The organism is Streptomyces tubercidicus, from assembly GCF_027497495.1.
GTDB lineage: Bacteria > Actinomycetota > Actinomycetes > Streptomycetales > Streptomycetaceae > Streptomyces > Streptomyces tubercidicus.
The window spans coordinates 2,945,343-2,969,418 of sequence record NZ_CP114205.1 but is presented as its reverse complement, the minus strand read 5'-3'; the positions used below and the strand labels follow the sequence as shown (position 1 = coordinate 2,969,418).

The 24,076-nt window shown below is 69.2% G+C and carries 20 protein-coding genes and 1 pseudogene; 11 read left to right on the top strand and 10 right to left on the bottom strand.

What is annotated here, in order from left to right:
- The first annotated feature begins 184 nt into the window (after window positions 1-184).
- Window positions 185-1,003 carry a helix-turn-helix transcriptional regulator gene (locus STRTU_RS12610; RefSeq protein WP_159743631.1) on the top strand — a complete coding sequence of 273 codons (819 nt, stop codon included), beginning with the start codon at window positions 185-187 and terminating at the stop codon, window positions 1,001-1,003.
- A 45-nt stretch (window positions 1,004-1,048) separates the two neighbouring features.
- On the opposite strand, the gene mgt is transcribed toward STRTU_RS12610, so the two are convergent.
- On the bottom strand, window positions 1,049-2,263 hold the full coding sequence (gene mgt / locus STRTU_RS12605) for a macrolide-inactivating glycosyltransferase (RefSeq protein WP_159743630.1): 1,215 nt from the start codon (window positions 2,261-2,263) through the stop codon (window positions 1,049-1,051).
- Window positions 2,264-2,806: 543 nt separating this feature from the next.
- Here mgt and STRTU_RS12600 point away from each other — a divergent pair.
- Window positions 2,807-4,156 (top strand): PIN-like domain-containing protein, encoded by a 1,350-nt coding sequence (locus STRTU_RS12600; RefSeq protein ID WP_159743629.1) that lies wholly within the window; start codon window positions 2,807-2,809, stop codon window positions 4,154-4,156.
- Window positions 4,157-4,268: 112 nt separating this feature from the next.
- On the opposite strand, the gene STRTU_RS12595 is transcribed toward STRTU_RS12600, so the two are convergent.
- The 5 genes and pseudogenes from STRTU_RS12595 to STRTU_RS12580 all read right to left on the bottom strand — a co-directional run bounded on the left by STRTU_RS12595 (window position 4,269) and on the right by STRTU_RS12580 (window position 7,595).
- The gene (locus tag STRTU_RS12595) at window positions 4,269-4,409 is read right to left on the bottom strand and encodes a hypothetical protein (RefSeq protein WP_246240401.1); all 141 of its coding nucleotides are present in this window, start codon (window positions 4,407-4,409) and stop codon (window positions 4,269-4,271) included.
- Between the two features lie 446 nt (window positions 4,410-4,855).
- Window positions 4,856-4,990: pseudogene (locus STRTU_RS36160) on the bottom strand (peptide-methionine (S)-S-oxide reductase MsrA); the annotation flags it as partial.
- 98 nt (window positions 4,991-5,088) lie between these two features.
- On the bottom strand, window positions 5,089-5,682 hold the full coding sequence (locus tag STRTU_RS12590; RefSeq protein WP_246240396.1) for a DUF3885 domain-containing protein: 594 nt from the start codon (window positions 5,680-5,682) through the stop codon (window positions 5,089-5,091).
- Window positions 5,679-6,344 carry a peptide-methionine (S)-S-oxide reductase MsrA gene (msrA, locus tag STRTU_RS12585; RefSeq protein WP_159743627.1) on the bottom strand — a complete coding sequence of 222 codons (666 nt, stop codon included), beginning with the start codon at window positions 6,342-6,344 and terminating at the stop codon, window positions 5,679-5,681. Before msrA ends, STRTU_RS12590 begins: the two co-directional genes overlap by 4 nt.
- Before the next feature lie 90 nt (window positions 6,345-6,434).
- Window positions 6,435-7,595, bottom strand: coding sequence for a hypothetical protein (locus STRTU_RS12580; protein ID WP_159743626.1), 1,161 nt, complete (start codon window positions 7,593-7,595; stop codon window positions 6,435-6,437).
- 212 nt (window positions 7,596-7,807) lie between these two features.
- On the opposite strand from STRTU_RS12580, the gene STRTU_RS12575 reads away from it, so the two are divergent.
- On the top strand, window positions 7,808-8,968 hold the full coding sequence (locus tag STRTU_RS12575) for a cystathionine gamma-synthase (protein ID WP_159743625.1): 1,161 nt from the start codon (window positions 7,808-7,810) through the stop codon (window positions 8,966-8,968).
- A gap of 104 nt (window positions 8,969-9,072) precedes the next feature.
- On the opposite strand, the gene STRTU_RS12570 is transcribed toward STRTU_RS12575, so the two are convergent.
- A complete protein-coding gene (locus STRTU_RS12570) occupies window positions 9,073-9,573 on the bottom strand; it encodes a MarR family winged helix-turn-helix transcriptional regulator (RefSeq protein WP_159743624.1) in 501 nt (166 codons plus the stop codon).
- A 208-nt stretch (window positions 9,574-9,781) separates the two neighbouring features.
- On the opposite strand from STRTU_RS12570, the gene ilvA reads away from it, so the two are divergent.
- The 3 genes from ilvA to STRTU_RS12555 all read left to right on the top strand — a co-directional run bounded on the left by ilvA (window position 9,782) and on the right by STRTU_RS12555 (window position 13,284).
- Window positions 9,782-11,053 (top strand): threonine ammonia-lyase, encoded by a 1,272-nt coding sequence (gene ilvA / locus STRTU_RS12565; protein ID WP_159743623.1) that lies wholly within the window; start codon window positions 9,782-9,784, stop codon window positions 11,051-11,053.
- A 276-nt stretch (window positions 11,054-11,329) separates the two neighbouring features.
- Window positions 11,330-12,415 (top strand): ATP-binding cassette domain-containing protein, encoded by a 1,086-nt coding sequence (locus STRTU_RS12560; RefSeq protein WP_159743622.1) that lies wholly within the window; start codon window positions 11,330-11,332, stop codon window positions 12,413-12,415.
- A 5-nt stretch (window positions 12,416-12,420) separates the two neighbouring features.
- Complete coding sequence (locus STRTU_RS12555; RefSeq protein ID WP_159746872.1) at window positions 12,421-13,284, top strand: ABC transporter permease; 864 nt, start codon at window positions 12,421-12,423, stop codon at window positions 13,282-13,284.
- Between the two features lie 138 nt (window positions 13,285-13,422).
- Here the strand turns inward: STRTU_RS12555 and greA are convergent, their stop codons facing one another.
- Both greA and STRTU_RS12545 read right to left on the bottom strand, forming a co-directional pair.
- Window positions 13,423-13,920: a transcription elongation factor GreA gene (gene greA, locus STRTU_RS12550; RefSeq protein WP_159743621.1), complete on the bottom strand. Its 498-nt coding sequence runs from the start codon at window positions 13,918-13,920 to the stop codon at window positions 13,423-13,425.
- Window positions 13,921-14,226: 306 nt separating this feature from the next.
- On the bottom strand, window positions 14,227-14,637 hold the full coding sequence (locus tag STRTU_RS12545) for a DUF4307 domain-containing protein (RefSeq protein ID WP_159743620.1): 411 nt from the start codon (window positions 14,635-14,637) through the stop codon (window positions 14,227-14,229).
- 131 nt (window positions 14,638-14,768) lie between these two features.
- Between STRTU_RS12545 and mca the strand changes: the two genes are divergently transcribed.
- Together mca and STRTU_RS12535 are read left to right on the top strand one after the other, a co-directional pair.
- Window positions 14,769-15,641 carry a mycothiol conjugate amidase Mca gene (gene mca / locus STRTU_RS12540; protein WP_159743619.1) on the top strand — a complete coding sequence of 291 codons (873 nt, stop codon included), beginning with the start codon at window positions 14,769-14,771 and terminating at the stop codon, window positions 15,639-15,641.
- A gap of 4 nt (window positions 15,642-15,645) precedes the next feature.
- Window positions 15,646-15,897, top strand: coding sequence for an RAMP4 family protein (locus tag STRTU_RS12535; RefSeq protein ID WP_159743618.1), 252 nt, complete (start codon window positions 15,646-15,648; stop codon window positions 15,895-15,897).
- A gap of 220 nt (window positions 15,898-16,117) precedes the next feature.
- Here the strand turns inward: STRTU_RS12535 and STRTU_RS12530 are convergent, their stop codons facing one another.
- Window positions 16,118-19,399 (bottom strand): tetratricopeptide repeat protein, encoded by a 3,282-nt coding sequence (locus STRTU_RS12530; protein WP_159743617.1) that lies wholly within the window; start codon window positions 19,397-19,399, stop codon window positions 16,118-16,120.
- 350 nt (window positions 19,400-19,749) lie between these two features.
- On the opposite strand from STRTU_RS12530, the gene STRTU_RS12525 reads away from it, so the two are divergent.
- The 3 genes from STRTU_RS12525 (at window position 19,750) to STRTU_RS12515 (ending at window position 24,021) form a co-directional block, all read left to right on the top strand.
- Complete coding sequence (locus tag STRTU_RS12525) at window positions 19,750-20,133, top strand: AQJ64_40280 family protein (RefSeq protein WP_159743616.1); 384 nt, start codon at window positions 19,750-19,752, stop codon at window positions 20,131-20,133.
- Window positions 20,134-20,474: 341 nt separating this feature from the next.
- Entirely contained in the window at window positions 20,475-21,734 is a 1,260-nt protein-coding gene (locus tag STRTU_RS12520; protein WP_246240393.1) for a hypothetical protein, read from the top strand.
- A 253-nt stretch (window positions 21,735-21,987) separates the two neighbouring features.
- On the top strand, window positions 21,988-24,021 hold the full coding sequence (locus STRTU_RS12515) for a thioredoxin domain-containing protein (RefSeq protein WP_159743615.1): 2,034 nt from the start codon (window positions 21,988-21,990) through the stop codon (window positions 24,019-24,021).
- Window positions 24,022-24,076: the final 55 nt, after the last annotated feature.

Here is a 24,076-nt window from a genome sequence, read left to right as displayed (position 1 = left end):
GCAGCGCCTCGCACGTCCCGGGACCGCCACGACCGTGCGACGCCGGGGACCGCCACGACCGTGCGAGGCCGCCGGCAAGGTCGTCGGCAATGTCGCCGAGGCGCCGACCCGTGCTCTCACGTAGGAGTCTCCGGGAGCTTTAACCTGGTATCCAGAATCCACTTATTCTGGAACTGAAGGTGCCATGCCACGACAGCCGGACCAACGTCGTCAGCTGGCTGCCTTCCTGCGCAGCCGGAGGGAGCGCCTCACCCCGGCCGAGGTCGGCCTCCCGCAGACCGCCCGCCGCCGCACACCGGGCCTACGCCGGGAGGAACTGGCACTCCTGGCCGGCATCAGCGCCACCTGGTACACGTACCTGGAGCAAGGACGCCAGATCCGCGCCTCCGAACAGGTCCTGGACTCCCTGGCCACGGCACTGCGACTCGACCGGCACGAGCGCGCCCATCTCCTCCAGCTCGTCGGGCACGCCACGGCGGACGCACCCGACGAACCCGAGCCGCTCACCGCCGAGGTGGCCTCCGTACCCTCCCTGCTCCAGCCGAACCCCGCGTATGTCATCGGCGGCACCTACGACGTGCTCAGCCACAACCAGGCAGCCGAAGCCCTCTTCCCCCGCCTCATCGACCACGAGTCGAAGCGCCCACCCAACTTCCTCCGCTGGGTCTTCCTCGAACCGATGGCCCGGGAGATCGTCGTCGACTGGGAACCCGAAGCACGCGGCCTGCTCGCCCGCTTCCGAACCCAGGCCGGACGCCACCCCACCGACCCCCGCTACCCCCGCCTGATCGACGAACTGACCGAACACAGCCCGGAGGCACGTGCATGGTGGCGCCAGTACGAGGTCCAGGCCCGCCACAGCGGCCACAAACGCCTACGCCACCCCCACCGCGGCCCGGTCGAGTACGCCTACACCGCCTTCCACCTGGCCGAACACCCGGAACAGACGCTGGTGGTCTATATCGAACCGGCGGCCGACCAGCCGTCACCCCCCGACCTCTGAACGCGACGTCCGGACACTCGCCCAGGTGCGCGGCTCCCGCCGCCGTCACTCAGCAGCGGGCAGCTCGGCCTCGATGAGATCAGCCGCCCGCCGGGTCCCGCCCTCGGTGGCCATCTCCCGCTGGATGTCCGCGAGACGGCGCTTCACCTCCGGGTCGTCGACGAGCCCGAGCACGGCCGCCCGGAGCGTGCCGGCATCCGCCTCGTCCATCGGAACATGGCGGGCCACGCCGAGCCCCTGCAGCACGTCCGCGTTGCCGAACTGGTCGACGGCCTGCGGAACGGCCACCATGGGAGTGGCGGTGGCCAGCCCCTCCTGACTGCCTCCGGCCCCCGCGTGCGTAATAAACGCATCGGCCTGCTTCAAAATCGCCAACTGCGGTACCCAGTCGCGCACTTCGATGTTCCCGGGAACCTCCCCGAGATCCTCGGCGGTGACATGCTTGCCCACCTGGAGCACCACATGCCACCCCGGCAGGTCACCGAATGCCTTGACACACTCACGGTAGAAACCGGGCTGCTTGGTGAAGGACGAGCCGAGCGACACCAGCAGCACGCGCTCGGCATCCGCGGGCCGCTCCCATCCGCCCTGCGCCGCACGGTCCCCCTGGCAGGCACCGACAAACGAGTGCACCCTCTCGTCGACCCGGTCGGCATTCGGCTGCAGCACCTTGGGAATGAGCACGATCGAACGATCGGGGCGGCCGAGGAACGGATCCGGATGCTGCGTAATCCCGTTCTCTGTAAGCCAGTTGACGAACTTCTCGTAGTACGCCCGCCCGCGCTCGGTTTTCCCGGGCTCCTCCCACATCGGCTCGGCGACTTCCTCCTCATACCCCTCCCACGCAACGAGGTTCGGCGAGAGGGACACCGCGGGCACCCGCCACCGGTGGGCGAGAACACGCGCCGGGAACGAGGTGATGTCATGCAGCACGAGGTCCGGCTCATCCCCTCGATAGGCCCCGATGAGCTGCGGCAACGCCTGGATCGCGTCGTCCAGGAACGGCTCCATGTTGTCGAGCAGCGTGGTCCCCCACGCCGACGGATCATCATCGGGCGACGGCAGCGTCGTCCGGTACAACACCGGCTCAGCACCGGTCTCAGCAACCTTCTCCTCGAACAGATGCGGAATCGCATACGTCACCCGATGCCCCCGAGCAACAAGCTCCCGAATCACTTCAAGACTCGGATTCACATGCCCGTGAGCAGCGATGGAGAACATGGCGATATGGGCGCGTCTGGCGGCTTTCGGGGTCGTCATGGCCTCACGGTAGGCGAGACGATGCGTCTCGTGCAATCGCTTTACGGGGAGGGCGAGACCTGGAGCCGACGACAAAAGTCCGTCGAGACAAGTCCGTTGAGAGGCAGGCCAACTCGGGTCGATCCTCGCGCTACCTCATCGCTCCCTCTGGGCCCCGCAAGACGACCTGCCACACTGAACAAGCCGTGCTGGCAACCCCATTGCAGGGATATGGCGACTGCGACTCATGCCGCCAGTCGACCAGGGGGAACTGTGCAGGACTTCGTTCTGCCGGCCGCATGCCCGGCGGGACCGCGGAACCAGCGTGATGGGCAGCGTGGAGGCCGCCTGGGCACGGGAGCAGTCCCCACATGATCAGCTGCTACGCGATCAGCCCTCCGTAGGAGCCACCCCCACCGGACAGCTCACCCCGTCCCGCCGAGCCTGCCCTGCCATGTGACCGCTTGCTGCTGATCGGCTTCCGGCGCCACCTGAGTGCCTGGTCTCGCAAGCAATGTCTGTAAGGGAGCAGCGAACCGCCGTCCTCTGATGCAGGATCAGGGTGTGACTGATCCCACTGCTGTAGACGACTCCATGCCCCAAAAGGCCCAGATTCAGCCGAAACTGGGCATCTTCGATGGGTTCGAGAGCTATCGCTCGCCATCTGAGGGTGATCTGGCGCGGGTGATGAACGCGGGACTGGTTGTAGCCGACGCTAATGTCCTGCTCGACCTCTACCGATACACGGAGCAGGGGCGTCAACTTCTGTTGTCAGTCATGGCGAAACTGGGCAACCAGCTTTGGATCCCTAACCAGGTGCTCGTTGAGTTCTGGCGCCACCGCCTGGAAACGGTGAGCGCTCCTAAGGCTTCTGCTGCGAGTGCAATCAAGGAGCTGCAGGATATCAAGGGAAAGGCGACCGGTGTTCTCCGTAATTGGGCTGGTCGATTCGCCCTTCCAGAAGATGAGTTGAAAAGGATCTTTGAGGATCTCAATAGCGGGTTCGAGGCGGCAACCAAGGCAGTGGATGATCTTGTCGTGAAGCATGCAGGGCCTGCCGACCGTGACACTGCAGCAGATCCGGTCGTCGCGGCTCTGGAGAAGGCCCTGGCGGCTCGCGTCGGGGCTCCTCTGTCGCCAGAAAGGTACAAAGAGGTCGCCCTGGAGGGACAGCGCCGCGTCACACAAAAGATCCCGCCAGGTTACATGGATGCCGGCAAGGGGGACAACGCCGTCGGAGACTTCTTGGTGTGGAGCCAGATCCTCGATGAGGCGCGCCTCCGCAAGTGCGATGTCTTGCTCGTCACCGGTGACGTGAAGGAGGACTGGTGGCGAAGGGATAACCGACAAGCTAGCGGGCCAAGGCAAGAGTTGATTGATGAAATGTCCTGCGAGGCTGGCACCCGACTGTACATGCTTACGCCGCGCCAATTCACGGCTCTCGGTGCGTCTGTCTTTGCCATCGATGCAGCTGAGACGGGATTGGATGATATCGACCGTGTGGATCGCTCGCGGGAGGAAGTGACGGAGGAGGTCGCCGAGACTCTGCAGGGCTTGTGGAATCCGTCGGCTGTAGAAGCACTGCTTGAGAAACTTGTTTCGGGTGGCTATGAGGACCGTGCCGCCGTCATCAGATGGGCTGCAGACAACGAAGGATTCGTGAGCCACGAGACGATCAGGGAGCTGTGTCACTACTCCCCGGAGGCCAAACTGAACGGCCTGGTGCGTCCCATCAGCCGGTTCACTATGGAGCTTCAAGCTGCGGGGCTGCTGCCCGATCACGTCGCTCCACTCCTACAGGCTGTCTACGATCCCAACTACAGTTACGTGAAGGCGTCAGGCTTTCGCCTGCACGCCTCTGCCGAGCCTTTGGTGCAGGCATTGGCCGAGGCGGAAGGGGACGATCCCGAGTGACCGGGTAGCTAGAGGCAGTCCGGCCCGTGGCGAGGGGGAGACGAGTCATCCAGTAGTCACGGGGCTCCGTTTGCCGACCCCGATGCTTACGTCGCGCACCCTTACACGTTGGTCAGTGGACGACCACGCCGGGAACGAGGGCGACCAGCCCGGAGATGAAACTGCCGATTCCAGCGAGGGTGACGACGGTGGCTTTGCCGTCTGAGAACAGTCCTGAGCAGAAGGCCCGGACTTGGCGGCGGACGATCAGCATCTTGAGCTTCTGCCAGCGGTGTTGCCGGATGTGGCAACCGAGAAGGAGTCCCGATGCGTTGTTGCGGCAGCCGTCTTCGCGCCTCCGTACCGGTGCGCCACATGTGACCGGTGCCTGGAAGGCGCACCAGAGTAGGACGACGGCTGAGAGCGTGATCACCACTGCTGGCCCGGCTGCCCTGTTGATCCAAGCTGCGATCAGTAGGACGCCGGCCAGGACTCCCCACCACTGCCCCAAGCCACCAAGATTGCTCCGCCTCGCCCCCGAAGATGCCATGCCTTGATTCGTGGCGTGCTGTGGGCCGAAGCATGCTTCGGAAGGGTCCATTGGCTAAAAGGGGCCTTAGGGCGGCTGAGGGTCGATAGCATCCGACCCGACGGTGTGCCGCCCCGGCCTCCGTATGAGCCACTGACGGGATGGCGCAGCTCACGAAGCTGTGCTGCTGTCTAGTCCGTCGGCGCGTCCGGCGCCGGTGCGATCCCCGTCGGGCAGGACCGTCCCCAGTTCGTCCCCGACGGCTCACTTAGCTTGATCCCCGTCCCGCAGTACCCGGTCGGGTTCTTGTCCAGGTACTGCTGGTGTCCCTAGTCGCTTGCTACTCAGAGAGGGACGACCACGTGCGAAGTCGCGAGATTGCTTGATCGTCCAGATCTTTGTGGGCTGTCTCTGGCACCGTGTCTCACAGGTCGTTCGGATGCTGGGCGAGCCAGTCCGTATGACGGTTCCGGACCCGGTTGCGCTCCTCGGGAGTCGTCAGGATGACGTCCGCGCCGCCGTCGTAGGGGTGGTGGATGCGCTGGAGTCCGGTGTCGGTGATGATCACGCCGCTGAGTACGTCGTGCGCGACTTCCCAGAGGATTCCGTCGATGCTGCCTCGTTGCCAGGGGCGGCGGTCGGCGTAGAGGTGTGTGTACGTGTGGAACTCGGGGTCGGGGTCGGCTTCGTTGGCGATGGTCATCCAGAGGGAGCCGTCGGGGTGCACCTCGCGCCGCTGCGTGGGGAGTTCCGGGCCAGTCGGTTCGCTGGACCAAGCCATGGTCAGCACGTACACGTCGGTGCCGGCGAAGAGCTCATCCAGGACCGTGTTGTTCCGGTCCAGGACCACGGCGTATTCGTCCTCGGTATCCGGGTAGCGCTTCGAGTCGGGGAGGTGGTGGAAGCGCACCCAGCGGTCGCTGTAGGCAGCGCGTAACTCATGGGCGACGGGCGGTCCCATGGGCCACTGCCGCTGCCACAGCGCGGAGAGATGCTCGCGGTCGAGAGCGAGGCTCATTCGCCGGCCGGAGCCACCCCCACCGGGCAGCTCACCCCCGTCCCCCCGATCCCGCAGTACCCCGTCGGGTTCTTGTCCAGGTACTGCTGGTGGTAAGGCTCAGCCGGGTAGAAGGGGCGGCCGGTGGCGGGGAGGATTTCGGTGGTGATGTTGTTGTGGCCGGCGTTGTGGAGGATGGGGGCGTAGGCGTCGCGGGAGGCTTCGGCGGACTGTTGTTGGGCGGGGGAGTGGGTGTAGATGGCGGAGCGGTATTGGGTGCCGACGTCGTTGCCCTGGCGGAAGCCCTGGGTCGGGTCGTGGGACTCCCAGAAGAGCTTCAGGAGGGTGGTGTAGGGGACGACTGCGGGGTCGTAGACGACGCGGACGGCTTCGGTGTGGCCGGTGTGGCCGCTGCAGACCTCTTCGTAGGTGGGGTTCGGGGTGTGGCCGCCCTGGTAGCCGACGAGGGTGGTCCAGACGCCCTTGGTCTGCCAGAACTTCCGCTCGGCGCCCCAGAAGCAGCCCAGGCCGAAGTCGGCGATCTCCAGGCCGTCCGGGTACGGGCCGAGCAGCGGGTTCCCGAGGACGGTGTGCCGGTCGGGGACGGCGAAGGCCCGCTCGGGGCGGCCTTCGAGTGCCTCCTCCGGGGTGGGGAGCTGGTTCTTGAAGCGGGAGAACAGCATGTGGATCAGTCTCCTGGGGAGGGCGAGCGGACCGGAGGGTGTGCATTGACGGGAACGCCGGAAAAGCCGGAGGCATTCCGGCCGGGCAGCTCAGTTTCCGGGTGGCGGGAAGCCCGCGGAGGTGCCGCCGAGTTGTTCCCAGCCCGCGATGGCCAGGGCGCGGTAGGCGGCGTATTCGGCGGCGGGGCTGTGGCCGTAGGACCAGGGGACGGCGCCCACGTGGCCGTCGACGAGGCGGAGCTGTTCCATGGCCTCGGCGTAGCGCTCGGCGCGTACCAGGAACCAGACCAGGAGATGGCGGACGTGCGGCGCCATGGGGTGGTCGGCGGGGGCCTTGCGGAGCGCGAAGTGAGCGCCCTCTATGGCGCGCTCGACGACCGCGCTCTGGTACAGGCTGCGGACCATGTTGGCCTCGGGGAGGTGCTCGTAGACCGCGAAGAGGGGGAGGGCCGGGAGGAGGGTCCCTGCGGGGGCGGCGGCCGCGGCGCGTTCGGCGAAGGACTCGGCCTGCTCACGGGAGCCGTGCCACTTCTGCGACCAGTAGGGGAGCGCGGCGAGGTGGGCGCCCATGTGTTGCGGGGCGCGCTGGGCGACCTTGGTCCAGAGTTCCTCGTAGTCGGCGGGGCGGTCGTGCAGACCGCGGGCGACCGCCAGCTCGGTGATGTACGGGATCGGGCTGCCGGGGGCCAGCAGCGCCGCTTCCCGGCAGACCGTACGGGCCTCCTCCAGGATCATGCGGAAGTCCTGGGAGCCCGGATCGCGCAGCGCCTGGACGGCGAGGAACTGGGCGTGCGTCTGGGCGCCGCCGGGGTCCTTGGGCGCCTCCGAGCGCCAGGTGCGCAGCCAGATCCCGCCGGTCCGCCCGCCGTCGCCGTACCCGGGGGCCGTACCGCGCCGCTGCTGCTCCGACGCCTCCTCCGCGGCCAGCTCGAAGGCGGCGGCGCCGGCCAGTGTCTGCACCCGCTGCCAGCGGCGCTCCCAGTCGTCACCGGTGGACTTCAGCAGCTCGGCGGCCGGGCGCCAGTCATGCGTCCGGCGCATCTCGGCGAGCGCGTCGGCCAGCTCCTGGTCCGGGCCGGGCAGGCGTACGTCGAGCTCCTCCAGCGGTACGAAGCCGTAGCCCGCCATCGGGTCGGAGGCCACCACCAGGCCCTGCCGGGTGTGCTGCACGGCCCGTCGGCGTCGCATCCAGGGCAGGAAGACGAGGCCGCCGAGCGCGAGCGCGGCGAAGAGAACCAGCAGAGCGTCCATGTGGAGTGTCCTGTACCTGAAATTCTTGTAACGGCTGCCTGGGGGCGGGGGAGTGGGGCGGGAGGGGCGCAGGGGCGGGCGGAGGGGCTGTGGGCCGTGTGCGGCGGGGCTGACGGAGGGAACCGGCGTGCGGGGCTCCACCTATATCCACTATCCAGCCAACCAGAAAGTTCCGGAAAGTTCGGTTGCGCGGACGACTACCCTCGGCAGGCATGAGCGATCAGCGCGAAGAGCGCCACCAGCATTTCGAAACCCTTGCCATCCACGCAGGTCAGGAGCCTGACGAGGCGACCGGCGCGGTGGTACCTCCCATCTACCAGGTATCCACCTACAAGCAGGACGGCGTGGGCGGGCTCCGCGGCGGCTACGAGTACAGCCGCAGCGCCAACCCGACCCGTACCGCCCTGGAAGACAACCTCGCGGCGCTGGACGGCGGCCGCCGCGGCCTGGCCTTCGCCTCCGGCCTCGCCGCCGAGGACTGCCTGCTGCGCACCCTGCTGACCCCCGGCGACCATGTCGTCATCCCCAATGACGCCTACGGCGGTACGTTCCGCCTCATCTCCAAGGTCGTCGAGCGCTGGGGTGTGGAGTGGTCGGTGGCCGACACCTCCGACCCGGAGGCCGTACGCGCCGCGCTGCGGCCCCGTACGAAGGCGATCTGGGTGGAGACGCCCTCCAACCCGCTGCTCGGCATCACGGACATCGAGGCGCTCGCCGGCGTTGCCCGGGACGCCGGGGTCAAGCTCGTCGTTGACAACACCTTCGCCAGCCCCTACCTGCAGCAGCCGCTCGCCCTCGGCGCCGATGTGGTGGTCTACTCCACGACCAAGTACATGGGCGGCCACTCGGACGTGGTCGGCGGCGCGCTGGTCGTCAATGACGAGACCCTCGGTGAGGAACTCGCCTACCACCAGAACGCGATGGGCGCGGTCGCCGGCCCGTTCGACGCCTGGCTGGTGATGCGCGGTATCAAGACGCTCGCCGTCCGTATGGACCGGCACAGTGCCAACGCGGAGCGGATCGCGGAGCTGCTGAGTTCCCACGACAAGGTGACCCAGGTCTACTACCCGGGGCTGGCCGAGCACCCGGGCCACGAGGTCGCCACCAAGCAGATGCGGTCCTACGGCGGCATGGTGTCGTTCCGTGTCGCGGGCGGCGAGCAGGCGGCGGTGGAGGTCTGCAACCGGGCCAAGTTGTTCACCCTCGGTGAGTCGCTGGGCGGCGTCGAGTCGCTGATCGAGCACCCGGGGCGGATGACGCACGCCTCGACGGCCGGTTCGCTGCTGGAGGTCCCCGCCGACCTCGTGCGCCTCTCGGTCGGCATCGAGTCCGTCGACGACCTGCTGGCCGACCTCAAGCAGGCGCTGGGCTGACGGAACGAGTCCCGGCCTCGCTGTTCACCACCCCTCCACGCGAGGGGTGGTGTGCGCCGGGTGGTGTGCGCGAGGGGGCACCGCCCCGCCGGTCTGCGCAGGCGTCAGGACGCCGGGCCGGGCGGCGTCAAGGACGCGGTGATGTCGCTGAGGGAGGCGTTGAAGCGCGTCAGGAGCGTGGTGAAGGAGGCGCGCTCCTCCTCGGACCACTGGTCCGTCACCAGGGCCATCAGCGCACGGCGTGAGGTGCGCACCTCGTCCAGACGGGCGCGCCCGCGCTCGGAGAGCTGGAGCACCACGGCGCGGCCGTCCTCGGGGTGGGTGGCGCGGCTGACCAGACCGGAGTCGACCAGCGGGGCGACCTGCCGGGTGACCGTCGAGGAGTCGATGCCCATACCGGCGGCCAGGGCCTTGACGCCCATCGGGCCTTCCTGGTCCAGGCGGTTGAGCAGCAGATACGCGGCGCGGTCCATGGAGTTGCGCGCCTGCCCGACGCCGCCGAGCCGGCTCTGTTCTGCGCGGCGGGCGAAGACGGCCACTTGGTGCTGCAGCGCGTCGAGGAGAGCGGAGTCGGTGTGGGTCGTCATGTCCGAAGAGGTGGGCATGGCCGGGAGCTCGCTTCGATGGAAGTGCGTATGGATGAGAGGACAGCGTACGCGGACCCGGCGGGGAGCGTACCTGTGCTGCTCATTCCGTTCAGGCCGGGTAACCCCGGCGGTCGCAGAGGGCACCGCCGTAGCCGCGCCCGCGGCGGGCCTGATCACCATTCGGGCAGAAAAGGCCCTCCGGTGGGCGAACTGCCAGACTGACGGCATGGCCGACCACACGCCTCGTACGCCACACGAGACCGCTGCCGCCGCGCCTCCGGCCGGTGGCCCCGTGGACGCGCTCACGGTCGAGGACATCCGGGCGGCGCACAAGATGCTCTCCGGTGTCTCACGGGCCACCGCCATGGAGGGCAGCCGCTATCTGTCCGGGCTGGTCGGCGCGCCCGTACACCTCAAGTGCGAGAACCTCCAGCGCACCGGCTCCTTCAAGATCCGCGGCGCGTACGTACGGATCGCCGGGCTCTCCGCGGAGGAGCGGGCGGCCGGTGTAGTGGCCGCGAGCGCCGGCAACCATGCCCAGGGGGTGGCGCTGGCGGCGTCCCTGCTGGGGGTGCGCTCGACGGTGTTCATGCCGGTCGGCGCCCCGTTGCCGAAGGTCGCCGCGACCCGTGAATACGGGGCGGAGGTACGGCTCCAGGGCCATGTGGTGGACGAGACGCTGGCCGCCGCCCAGGAGCACGCGCGCGAGACCGGCGCGGTCTTCATCCACCCCTTCGATCACCACGACATCATCGCCGGGCAGGGCACGGTCGGTCTGGAGATCCTCGAACAGTGCCCGGAGGTACGGACCATCGTCGTCGGGGTCGGCGGCGGCGGGCTGGTGGCCGGGATCGCGCTGGCGGTGAAGGCGCTGCGGCCGGATGTGAAGGTCGTCGGGGTGCAGGCGGCGGGCGCGGCCTGCTATCCGCCGTCGCTGGCGGCCGGGCGTCCGGTGGCGATCGAGGGGCTGTCGACGATGGCCGACGGCATCAAGGTCGGGCGGCCCGGCGAGGTGACCTTCGAGCTGGTCGAGAAGCTGGTGGACGAGGTGCGTACGGTCACCGAGAACCAGCTCTCCAGTGCGCTGCTGCTGTGCCTGGAGCGGGCCAAACTGGTGGTGGAGCCGGCCGGGGCGAGCCCGGTGGCGGCGCTGCTCGCCGACCCGGAGTCCTTCGAGGGGCCGGTGGTCGCGGTGCTGTCCGGCGGCAATGTCGATCCGCTGCTGCTGCAGCGCACCCTGCGGCACGGTATGGCCGCCGGCGGGCGCTATCTCTCGCTGCGGCTGCGGCTGACGGACCGGCCGGGGGCGCTGGCGACGCTGCTGGGGGTGCTGTCGGCGGCCGATGCGAACGTCCTCGATGTGGGCCATGTGCGCACCGACCCGCGGCTGGGTTTGACCGAGGTAGAGGTGGAGCTCCAACTGGAGACCAAGGGGCCGGCGCACTGCGACGAACTGCGGGCGGCGCTGCGCGAGGCCGGGTACTTCGTCACGGAGTGAACCTGCCGCGATAGATGCTGCAAGGGGATGGGCCGGCGGGTGTCACGGGTATACGGTGGCGCCCCACACGCGTCGACGAACGTCTGTTCCCCTCCGCCGGTGCGCGCGGAATCCAGAAAATTGCATCGCGACGTATCGCGTCTCGCCGTAATGTCACGGCTGCGGGGTGCCGCTGTGTCCTGGGCGTCCCGTTGCGGACAAATGCCCACAGAGCAGGCATAGGCCGCCAACCGTAATATTCGACCTGGAACTGACTCAAGTCATGGGAGTACCCCTATGCCAGGCGCCATTTACGCCGAGGGACTGGTGAAGACCTTCGGTGATGTGAGGGCACTGGACGGCGTCGACCTCGACGTCCCCGAAGGAACCGTCCTCGGAATGCTCGGCCCCAACGGAGCCGGCAAAACCACCGCCGTACGGGTCCTGACGACCCTGCTCCAGCCCGACCGGGGCAAGGCGGTGGTCGCCGGAATCGATGTCCTCGCCCACCCCGACAAGGTGCGGCACTCCATAGGACTGTCCGGTCAATTCGCCGCCGTCGACGAGTACTTGACCGGCCGCGAGAACCTGATAATGGTCGGCCAGCTCTACCAGATGAGCGGGCGCGACGCCAAGCGGCGAGCCGCTGAACTGCTGGAACGCTTCCATCTCGGCGACGCCGCGGACCGCACCGCCAAGACCTACTCCGGCGGTATGCGCCGCCGGCTCGACCTCGCGGCCGCACTGGTCGTCAGCCCGCCCGTGATGTTCATGGACGAGCCCACCACCGGACTGGACCCCCGTAACCGCCAAGGTCTGTGGGACGTCATTCAGGAGCTGGTCGCCGGCGGCACCACCCTGCTGCTCACCACGCAGTATCTGGAGGAGGCCGACCGCCTCGCCCATGACATCTGCGTCGTCGACCACGGCAAGGTCATCGCCCGCGGCACCTCCGACCAGCTCAAGGCGCGCACCGGCGGCGAGCGCGTCGAGGTCGTCGTGCACGCCCCCGAGCACCTCACCGCCGCCGACGAGGTCCTGCGCGGCTACGCCAAGGGCGAGGGCACCGTCGAACCGCACACCCGCAAGCTCACGATCCCGGTGACCGGCGGCGCCAAGCTGCTCGCCGAGGTCATCCGCGAACTGGACCTGCGCGGCGTGGAGATAGATGACATCGGGCTGCGGCGGCCGACGCTCGACGATGTGTTCATCTCGCTGACGGGGCATGCCGCGGAGACTGCGGACGGCAATGGTGCGGTCGGACGGCAGACGAAGCGCCGGACGGATGGTGCGGCGGCCGATGCCGGGGCCGGGGCCGGTTCCGTGGCCGCAGACGTGAACGCCGATGCGGCCGTCACGACCGACAGGGAGGGCGTGAAGTGACCACCGTGACCGAAGCGGCCGAGGGTGTGCCCGTCCGGCCCCCGCAGCCCCGCAGTGGCGTCAGCCGGTCGATCCGGGATTCCCTGGTCGTCGCCCGGCGGAACTTGATTCGCATGACCCGGATTCCCGAGATTGTCCTTTTTGGGCTTATCCAGCCGATCATGTTCGTGGTGCTGTTCACCTACGTCTTCGGTGGCTCCATCAGCATCGGCGGCTCCACCGACCCGAAGCTCTACAAAGAGTTCCTGATGGCGGGCATCTTCGCGCAGACCGTCACCTTCGCTACAGCAGGTGCGGGCGCGGGCATCGCCGACGACATGCACAAGGGGCTCATCGACCGCTTCCGGTCGCTGCCCATGGCCCGTGGCGCGGTCCTCACCGGCCGCACCCTGGCCGACCTGGTGCAGACCTCGCTGACCATCGTGGTGCTCGCGGGCGTCGCCCTGCTCGTCGGCTGGCGCACCCACGAGAACATCGGCATGGTGATCTGCGGCTTCCTGCTGCTGCTCCTGCTCGGCTACGCCTTCTCCTGGATCGGCGCGCTGATCGGCCTTACGGTGCGCACGCCCGAGGCGGCCACGTCCGGCGGGCTGATCTGGCTCTTCCCGCTGACCTTCATCTCCAATGCGTTCGTGCCGGTCAACGGCATGCCCGCGTTCCTGCAGCACATCGCGGAGTGGAACCCGTTCAGCGCGACAGTGGCGGGTGCCCGTGAGCTGTTCGGGAACACGATGCCGAACGTACCGAAGTCGGTGACCGGTGCCTGGCCGATGGAGCATCCGGTGGTGGCCTCGGTGATCTGGTCCCTGGTGATCATCGCGGTCTTCCGGACACTGGCCGTCCGCAAGTATCGGTCGGCGGCGGCCTGAGGAAGCGGCGGTCTGAGCGGTCGGCGGGCCGCCTGAGCGGTCAGCTGGCCTGAGTAGTCGGCCCGACCGGCGTGCGGCACGGAAAAGCGGCCCGGAGCGTCACGCTCCGGGCCGCTTCGCCGTCTGTGGTGCCTCGGGTCAGCCGGTGTACGGCTTGGCGTCGAGGATCTTCACGGTCGCCGTCTTGCCGTTGGGGAGCTCGTACTCCGCCTCGGTGCCGACCTTCTTGCCGTTCACGCCGGTGCCCAGCGGCGACTGGGGGGAGTAGGTCTCGATGTCCGAGCTCGCGTACTCCCGGGAGGCCAGAAGGAAGGACAGCGTGTCATCCGGGTCCCCGTCGAACGCGATGGTGACGACCATGCCGGGAGCGACGACGCCGGTCGCGGCAGGGGCCTCGCCGACCTTGGCGGTCTGCAGCAGCTGGGTGAGCTGGCGGACGCGCAGTTCCTGCTTGCCCTGCTCTTCCTTGGCCGCGTGGTACCCGGCGTTCTCCTTCAGGTCACCTTCCTCGCGGGCGGCCGCGATCTTTTCGGTGATCTCGGCGCGTGCGGGACCAGACAGGTGCTCCAGCTCGGCCTTGAGCTGGTCATACGCCTCCTGGGTCAGCCAGGTGACGTTCTCGCTGGTCTGGGTCACAGGTGCTCCTCGTCGGTACTGGGGATAAATCAAACGCCCTACCAGGAAGGTTTGCGCCTTCACAGGTGGGCGAAACCACGAGCCTAACAATTCCGGCACAAAACGGGGAAGAGGAAATTCACAGCGACCACACAGCAGCGCATCATGCCTGGTCAGAGGCGTTCACGACACGCGCCGGGCCGGGAGGGGCGCCGGGAGGGGCCGGGCCGAGTGGGGCCGGGCCGGGTGGGCCGGGAGGGGCGTGGGGCCGATGGTGGCAGACGGGTCAGCCGGTGGCGGCGGCCCGGTCAGCCGGTAGTGGCGGCCTCAGCCGGTGCCGGACGCCGTACAGCCGACGAGTACGGCATTGGTCGCCCGCTTGGTGGTCCGCAGCGTGACCTCGGTGTCCACCTGGCCCGAGTGCTGGTCGACGGTGATGTCCTTACGGCCGACCTCGGAGCCGTCCTCGGCCTGCGAGCGGAGCGTGCACACACCCTTGGCGCCGGTGTCCTTGACGACTTCCAGATGCACCTTGACCGCGTGGTCGGAGACCGCGTCCCAGGCGATCACCCGGCCGCTGAGGTCCTGCCCGGAGATGTACGAGATACCGGACCAGCCGATCACGCCCAGCAGCGCGACGCCGAGCACCGCGCCGATGACCTTGAGCTTGCGGTCCGCGCGCTGATCCGCGGAACGGCCGTAGCGTCCGTCGGGGAGCCCTTCGCGCACCGCGGTCATGATCCATCCTCCTGGGTACGGGGATCTCACTCATGAACCCCCGGGGGGTCCCCGCCCCTGGGAATACAGCGCCCCCTCGCTTCGGTCACTATAGGAGGCATCTTCTCCGGCCCTTCATTGAGGATCGAGTCTTGACTGAGCAGCTGCGATTGATGGCGGTTCACGCCCACCCCGACGATGAGTCGAGCAAGGGTGCGGCCACCATGGCCAAGTACGTGTCCGAGGGGGTGGACGTGGTGGTCGTCACCTGCACAGGCGGTGAGCGAGGATCCATCCTCAACCCCAAACTCCAGGGCGACCCGTACATCGAGGAGAACATTCACGAGGTACGGAAGAAGGAAATGGACGAGGCCCGGGAGATCCTGGGCGTCAAGCAGGAGTGGCTGGGCTTTGTCGACTCCGGGCTGCCCGAGGGCGACCCGCTGCCGCCGCTGCCCGAGGGTTGCTTCGCCTTGCAGGATGTCGAGGCGGCGGCCGAGCCGCTCGTACGGCTGATCCGGACGTTCAAGCCGCAGGTCATCACGACCTACGACGAGAACGGCGGCTATCCGCACCCGGACCACATCATGACCCACAAGATCACGATGGTGGCCTTCGAGGCGGCCGGCGACCCGGAGAAGTACCCGGAGGCCGGTGAGCCCTGGCAGCCCCAGAAGCTCTACTACAACCAGGGCTTCAACCGCCCCCGTACGGTCGCGCTGCACGAGGCGCTGCTGGAGCGCGGGATGGACTCGCCCTACGGCGAGTGGCTGGAGCGCTGGAAGCAGTTCGAGCAGCGCGAGCGCACGCTGACCACCTATGTTCCGTGCGCCGACTTCTTTGAGATCCGTGACAAGGCGCTGATCGCCCACGCCACCCAGATCGACCCCGACGGCGGGTGGTTCCGGGTGCCGATGGACATCCAGCGCGAGGTCTGGCCGACGGAGGAGTACGAGCTCGCGAAGTCGCTTGTGGACACTTCCCTCCCCGAGGACGACCTCTTCGCGGGCATCCGCAACAATTGACCCCATGATGAGCGCGACCAGCACCCTCGCCCTGACGCACTTCGTCACCCTTGCCGACAGCTTCGACAAGAACAAGGTGACCCCCGGCGTCCTTGGCTTCATCGTCTTCGCGGTCATCGGCGGCGCCGTGTGGCTGCTGATGAAGTCCATGAACAAGCACATGAAGAAGGTGGACTTCGAGGAGCAGCCGGAGGGCGGCGAGGCAGGCACCACCGCCTCCTCCGCCGCGACGGCACCTGAGCCGAAGACCAGCTGACGGTTGGACCGGCTGGTCCGCAGCCCGGAGCGCTCGGCCCATGAGGCCGGCCGCTCCACGCGGGCCGGGTGGTCCGCAGGGACCGGGTCGCGGTCGACGGTCGGCCGACGGCCAAGGCCGGCTGACCGGCCCGGCGGCTCGTCGGTCCGAGCGGCCGGCGGGCCGGGCCCGAGTGGCCGGCGGGCTGTGCCTGAGCGGTTGATGGCGTTAGCCGCCGCCGTCACTCCGCACCGCCCGGTGCGATCAGTACGCCCATGACCTCGCGCGCATGGCGGTTCGGCACCATGCCCAGCCGCCATGCCTGCCAGCCCGACTCCGGCTCCACCCCGCGCTCCAGCAGCAGCGCGAACGACTCCGCGCAGTCCTCCAGCTTGGCGTCCCGGGCCGCATGCTTCTCCCGGACCAGCTGCGCCAGCTCCTCCTGGGCGACGGCCGTGCCCACCACCGAACCGCCCGGCGAGGCGAGCGGCAGCAGTGTGCAGCGCAGGAACCGCGCCCAGTCCTCCCCGCGCCGGTCGCCGTAGCCGGCGAAGAGTCGCGCCGCCTCGTCGGCCAGTTCCAGCGCCTGCGCCGCCCGGCCGTTCCCGGCGTCGATGATCAGCAACTCCAGGCAGGACCACGCCTCCCCGTGAGGCACCCCGATCCGCTGGAAGTCCTTACGGGCATCCTGGAGCAGCTGCCGGGCGAAGCCGCTGTTGCGCAGCGAGCCCGTCTGCTCGGCCCGCAGATCGCGGGTGACCCGGCCGGAATGATGCCGGGCGCAGGCGAGTCCGTAGGCGTCCTGCATCCGGCTGAACATCGTCCGGGACCGCTCCAGCTGCCGCAGCGCCGCATCGTGTTCGCCGCGCTCCTCCAGCGCCTGGCCCAGGTAGTACATCGTCCACGCCTCACCACGGGCGTCCTCGTGCTGATGGTGCAGCGGCAGCGCCTGGCGCAGCTGGTCCACCGCGGGCCCCGGATCGCCGTCCACCAGCCGGGCGCGCGCCAGCTGCGTCATCGCCCACGCCTCCCCGCGCTCGTCGTGCGTCCGCCCGTAGAGCTCCATCGCCGCCTGCAGGGCACGCTCCGCACCCGGCACATCGCCCCTCCGCAGATGCACCTGGCCGAGCTGGAAGTGCGCCCAGGCCTGGCCGTGCACGCTCTCGCTCTCCTCGTGGAGCTCCAGCGCCTCGCGCAGCATGGCGACGGCCTCGGCGATCTGCGCACGGTCCCGCTCCACCGCCGCCAGGGCGTGCAGCGTCCACGCCCGGTCGCCGTGCATATCCGCGCCGGACTGCAGCTCCAGCGCCTCACGGAGCTTGGCCGCGGCCTCGGTGAGATTGCCCTGCTGCTGGAGCGTGATGCCCAGATCGCGCAGCGCACGGGCGGCGCCCGCCGGATGCTGGGCCTCGAAATACAGATCGACCACCGACGACAGCGTCGTGCGCGCCTTGTCCAGCTCACCGAGCTGGCGGGCCGCGACGCCCGTACGCCACTGCACCGAGCGGACCAGCAGCCCCTCCCCGACGGCCCGGGTCAGCTCGCTGAGTTCGCCCAGCCGGTAGAGATCGCCGCGCAGCAGGCAGTAGTCGGCCAGCGCGCCCAGCAGATGCGAGACCGCCGCCTGGTCCACACCGTGGTCGGCATGGCGCAGCGCGGACGTGATGAAGCTGCTCTCGTCGTCCAGCCACTGGAGGGCCGCGTCCAGGGAGGTGAAGCCGTGCGATCCGAAGCGGTCGGCACGGGTGGACGTACGGCCGTCCACCAGCCGGATGACCGAGTCGGCCAGCTCCGCATAGCCGCGGATCAGCCGTTCCTGGGCCGCGCCGCGCTCGCCCGGCTCCTCCTCGTCCACCAGCCGGGCATGCGCGAAGCTGTGCACCAGGGCATGCAGGCGGTAGCGCTCGCCGCGGACATGCTCGATCAGCCCCGCGCGGGCCAGCGTCGTCAACTGCCGTGCTGCCTCGGCCTGTTCGACGCCCAGCAGCGCCGCCGAGGCCGCCGCCCCCAGGCTTGCCCGGCCGACCAGCGCCAGCCGGCGCAGCAGTCGCCGGGCCGTCTCCGACTGGTCGGAGTAGCGCAGCCACAGCGCACGCTCCACCGGTGACCGCTGTTCATGGGCCGCCAGGTCCGCCGCCAGCGTGGTGGCGCTGCGCGCACCGAGCGAGGAGCCCGCCACCCGCAGCGCCAGCGGCAGCCCCGCGCACAGCCCGGAGATCGCGTCGATCGCCTGCGAGTCGTAGGGGCCCGCCGCGTCCGCCGCCTCACTGCCGCTCTCGGCGGTGGCCCGCAGCAGCTCTTCGGTGCCCGCGGCGTCCAGCGGCCCCACCGGCAGCTGATGCACCCATGCCTGGAGGTCGTCGGGCAGCTCCAGCGGCGTACGGGAGGTGACCAGCACCAGGCTGTCGGAGCGCTCCGGCAGCAGCGTGCGCACCTGCTCCGGATCCGCGGCGTCGTCCAGCAGCACCGTCACCGGCAGCCCGGTCAGATGGTGGTGATACAGCTCGGTGAGCCGCTTGACCTGCTGCTCCTGGGACGGCCGCTCGCGGAACAGCAGTTGCTCACGCGGCGCACCCAGCCGGTTGAGCAGATGCAGCAGCGCGTCCCGGGTCGGCAGCGGCACCTCTCCGGGGGTGTCACTGCGCAGATCCACCACACACGCACCGCGGAACTGATCGCGCAGCTGGTGGGTGGCCCGGACGGCCAGCGCCGTCCGGCCCGAGCCCGGCTCGCCGTGCAGCACCACCACCGTCGGCTTGGTTTCCGTGCTCGCACGGGCCGCGTGCACCCACTGGGCGATCTGCGTCAGCTCCGCCTTGCGCCCGGCGAACGGGCCGTCCGGGCGCGGGAGCTGGGCGAAGGAATGCTCCAGTACGGACCGCTGGCGGGCCGCCGCGCTGCGGTCCGCGCCGCGCAACTGCGGCCCGCGGGTGGCCGTCGAGGAGGCCGGCGCGGATGCCGCGCCGCCACTACGGGCCGCCGCCGTCAGCATCCGCTGCTGGTCCAGGAACGGCCGGATGCCCCGCACCTCCAGCGCCGTCAGCCACTCCAGCCGCAACTGCTGGGCGCCGCCCGGCTGGCCGCGCCTCCCGGCCTCCTGGTGGGCCGCCGGCCAGTGCCCCGCGGTCAGCTTCAGGACCGTGGCCGCCGCCCCCGCCACCACCACGACGGCCCCTACTCCCAGCGCCGCGCCCGCGCCCGTGCCGTACGCGAGGTCCGCGGCGCAGGCCGCCACCGCCGCCGCTGCCGTCGCCGCCGCGGGCGTCCCCAGCTCCTTGCGGGAGAGCCGCCTGCCCAGCGAGGGCCGGCCGTCGGCGGCCTCGTCCAGCGCCCGCACATACGCGGAGTACTCCTCGGCGGCGCTGCCCGCCAGCTCCTCCAGCGCCGACCGCGCCCTGCTGAGCAGCGTGTCCCCGTCGAGCCGCCCGCCCGAGCGCCGTACCTCTTCCTCGATCGCCCTGGTCAACAGCGCTTCCGCTTCCGCCCGATGGCCGTCGCGCAGCACCGCCAGTGAGCCCGGCATGCCCATCCCCCTCCAGCAGTTCCAGCAGTTCCAGCAGTCTCCGGCGGTGATCGCCGCCGCACGCACAGTGTTTCGTGTCCGCACGCATTCCGGCAGGGCTGTGGATAACTCCCTCCGCTCCCGGCTCACCGGCCCCCATCGGGAGAGAACGGCCCATGCCGAACGGCCTGGCCCAAGAGACTTCCCCGTATCTGCTCCAGCACGCCGCATTCGAGGAGGCCCGGCGCCAAGCAACCTCCGCGAGCGCCGCGTGGTCTTGCCGGATGCCGAGTCAGCGCGAGGCAACGCCTTGCCGACCCACCGGCGTATGGGTGGAAGACGACGTGCCAAGTGCCTGAGTGAGGGTGGAGATGACGAATCCGAACACCGTCGTGACGTGGGTGGACGCACACGAGACGCTGCCTCGGAGCGGTACACCGGTGGCAGCGGCGATCACCGGACGGTACCCGGTCGACGGCGCCAACGAGCCTGCTGACGCGCTGGGTGAGGAGTTCTGGCTGGTGCGGCCCATGTACTTCACGACTCTCCACTGGAGCGAGGACGGGGCAGAACACCGCGACTGCTTCGTCGACTCCGACGGTGTCATCCGTCTGCCCAGCGGTCGTGCCAGTGCCGAAACCGTGACCCACTGGGCCGAGCTGCCCACCTTGCCGGGCCGGACCACGCACGCCGTTTTTGGAGAGGACGTACCGTCAGCTCTCCAGAACGCACGGGGCGCCCGTCGCAGCCCCTGACGGACAGCTCCACCCCAGTGGACGCCTCGACGATCCAACGGCTTTCCTTCTCACGGTCATGTCCCCTCGGCGGTGAGCTGGCCGACGGCCCGGATGACTTGCCGTCGGGGAGGGACAAGTCCGCACTGCCCGGGAGCACTTGTCCTGCTGAAGCCCCGCGCATTCCTTAATGTCGTGCGTCCGCGCTGAACGGTCGATATAAAGGCGAATGGCCGGGCGGGCGGTCCGGAGGGGCCCCCGCCGTCTCCAAGCGTCAGGGGTGGGGATCGACAGTGTTGCTTCGGAGAATACGAAGATGGGTCACGGTCGCCGTCGCGGCTGCCGCGCTCGGCACGGCAGGCGTGACAACCGCGCACGCCGCGGACCAGCCGGAGGTCACGTACGCGGGGAGCGTGTCGGGCGATCTCGGGATCCTGCAGATCAATGCCCGCTCCGCGGCCGGCATCAAGAGCATCACGGCACACCTGGTCTCGGACGCCTCCCAGACCGAAGTCGCCAAGATCGGGACCAAGGACTTCCGGCTCTCTTCCGGCACTCGCCAGGACGGAAGCTGGCGCACCAAGAAGCCATTGAAGCTGCCCGAGTTCGGCTCCTACCGCATCGACGTGGACGCGACAGATGCGGACGGCGGCCACGTGCTGCAGAAGTCCGCGGGGGACTTCGCCTACTACGTCGTGGCGCAATTCGGCGTGCTGACCGTCGACCGCAACGCCATCGACCGGGAACACCGTGACGTGCATGTCGAGGGGACGCTGTACGGGCGGTGGCCGACCCGTCAGGTGAAGCCCCTTGCGGCACGCCAGGTCGAGATCAATGTCGACTTCGGGACGCAGACCACTGTGACCACTGATGCCCGGGGTCACTTCACCGCCTCTGCGCGGCTCGATGCCGCCGCGTCCGTCCAGGCAGTGTTCCGTATGGACGGCGGCAAGCCGGAGGCTCTGTACGGGGAGTCCAAGCCGGTGCAGATCGGCGTCGACCAGATTCCCACCCGGTTCACGTCCACGGTGAGTTCGACCGGCGTCGACTTCGGCAAGCCGGTCACGGTGAGCGTCAAGGCCGAGCAGAAGACCGCGGACGGCTGGGTACCGCTGGCCGGGCGCTCCGGGGGCGTCCTGTTCGGCCCCGACGATGTCCAGACCGACGATGTGGGCCGCTTCACCACCGCTGACGACGGCACCTTCACCATGGAGTACACGCCGTGGCGAGGCGGCTACTTCCAGCTCGGCCTGGACACCTCGGACGACCCGTTCCTCCAGGCCGGCACCGGTAGGAGCGACGTCGTCCACGTACACCGGGCGTCGAAGTTCACGGCCTTCACGGCCGCCCGCTCCGACACGGGTCAGGTCCACGCCGAGGGGCTCATCGACTTCCCCGACGGGTGGACGCCCGCCCCGATCAACGTCCACATCGAGTACTCGCCCGACGGCGTGAACTGGTCGAAGCTCACCACGGTCGAGGCTTCCTGGGGAGGCAGCGGCAACGCATTCGCAGCGGACCTCGAAAAGAGCGGTGCCGGCTACTACCGGGCCGCCTTCAGCGTCGACGACCACTTCCAGTCGGCCACCTCGCAGATGGTCTTCGTGCCGGCGTCCACCTAGGGTCTGTCGTCAAACGATCTTGGCTGATGGATCATGGTCCTGCGATGCGTCGCCATGAACTGTCGCACTTTGGCGGGGAGTTTGTGCAAGCGCTGCGCCTGTGCCCCTTGCGAGGACGGAAGCGGCTGGACGGCCGGATGATGAGGCAATCACTGTCCACCACGTGATGGCGCCTAAGTGAACGATCGGCCAGGCGAGACAGAGCCGCGCGGGCTTCGCCGACAGGCTTGGGCATTGTGAGAGGCTGGGCCGTATGAACCGGCTGGCTGGTGTGACCTCGCCTTATCTGCTTCAGCACGCTGAAAATCCGGTGGACTGGTGGCCCTGGACGTCGGAGGCTTTCGAGGAAGCGCGGCGGCGTGATGTGCCCGTACTGCTGTCGGTCGGTTACTCCGCGTGTCACTGGTGTCACGTGATGGCTCACGAAAGCTTTGAGGATCAGGCCACCGCTGAGCTGATCAACGAGCACTTCGTGGCCGTCAAGGTCGACCGTGAGGAGCGGCCGGACGTCGACGCCGTTTACATGGAGGCTGTGCAGGCCGCCACGGGGCAGGGTGGCTGGCCGATGACCGTCTTTCTCACTCCCGACGCCGAGCCGTTCTACTTCGGGACGTACTTTCCGCCTGCGCCGCGGCACGGCATGCCGTCGTTCGGGCAGATCCTGGAGGGGGTGCGCAGCGCGTGGGCCGACCGGCGGGATGAGGTGGGTGAGGTCGCCGGACGGATCGTCGCCGATCTCGCCGGGCGTTCCCTGGCCGGGGCGATGCCCGCGGACCGGCGGCCGCCGGGGCCCGAGGAGCTGCTCGGCGCGCTGATGGGGCTGACCCGTGAATTCGACGCGGTGCACGGCGGATTCGGCGGTGCGCCCAAGTTCCCGCCGTCCATGGTGCTGGAATTCCTGCTTCGCCATCATGCGCGCACCGGCTCCGAAGCGGCGCTGGAGATGGTGCAGGCGACCGGCGCGGCGATGGCCCGTGGTGGCATTTACGACCAGCTCGGTGGCGGTTTCGCGCGCTATGCGGTGGATGCCACCTGGACCGTGCCGCACTTCGAGAAGATGCTCTACGACAACGCCCTGTTGTGCCGGACCTATGCCCATCTGTGGCGGTCCACCGGCTCGGACCTGGCCCGGCGGATCGCCGTCGAGACGGCCGACTTCATGGTCCGCGAGCTCCGTACCGAGCAGGGCGGCTTCGCCTCCGCACTGGACGCGGACAGCGACGACGGCACCGGGAAGCACGTCGAGGGCGCCTACTACGTCTGGACGCCCGAGCAGCTGCGGGCCGTACTGGGCGACGAGGACGCGGAGTTCGCCGCCACCTACTTCGGCGTCACCGAGGAGGGCACCTTCGAGGAGGGCGCCTCGGTCCTCCAGCTCCCGGACACCGAGGGGCTGGTGGACGCCGAACGCGTGGCCTCCGTCAAGCGGCGGCTGCTCGCGGCGCGGGACGAGCGGCCGCGCCCGGGGCGCGACGACAAGGTCGTCGCCTCCTGGAACGGGCTGGCCATCGCGGCGCTCGCCGAGACCGGTGCCTACTTCGACCGGCCGGATCTGATCCAGGCCGCCACCGACGCCGCCGACCTGCTGGTCCGCGTCCACATGGACTGGCATGCCCGGCTGCACCGCACCTCCCGCGACGGCGCCCCGGGCGCCAACTCCGGTGTCCTGGAGGACTACGCCAATGTCGCGGAGGGCTTCCTCACCCTGGCCTCGGTCACCGGGGAAGGCGTCTGGGTGGAGTTCGCGGGCTTCTTCCTGGACACCGTGCTGCTCCAGTTCACCAGTGAGGACGGTGCGCTCTACGACACCGCCGCCGATGCCGAGGCGCTGATCCGCCGCCCCCAGGACCCGACCGACAACGCGACGCCCTCCGGGTGGACCGCGGCGGCCGGTGCCCTGCTCTCGTATGCGGCGCTCACCGGCAGCGGCCTCCACCGGGACGCCGCGGAACGGGCCCTGGGCATCGTGACCGCGCTCGCCGGGCGGGCCCCGCGCTTCATCGGATGGGGCCTGGCCGTCGCCGAGGCCGCACTGGACGGGCCGCGTGAGGTCGCCGTCGTCGGCGCGCAGGGGGATCCGGCCACCGTCGCGCTGCACCGTGCCGCGCTGCTCGGCACCGCCCCCGGGGCGGTCGTCGCACTGGGCGCCCCCGGGGCCGACGAGGTGCCGCTCCTCCGAGACCGTCCCCTGGTCGATGGCCAACCAGCCGCCTACGTCTGCCGCCACTTCACCTGCGAGCGGCCGACGACCGACCCGGAGGAGCTGACGGTGCGGCTCGGCGGATGAGCGGCGGATGAGCGGCGGATGAGTGGCGCGTGAACAGCAGTCGGTGAACCGGCCA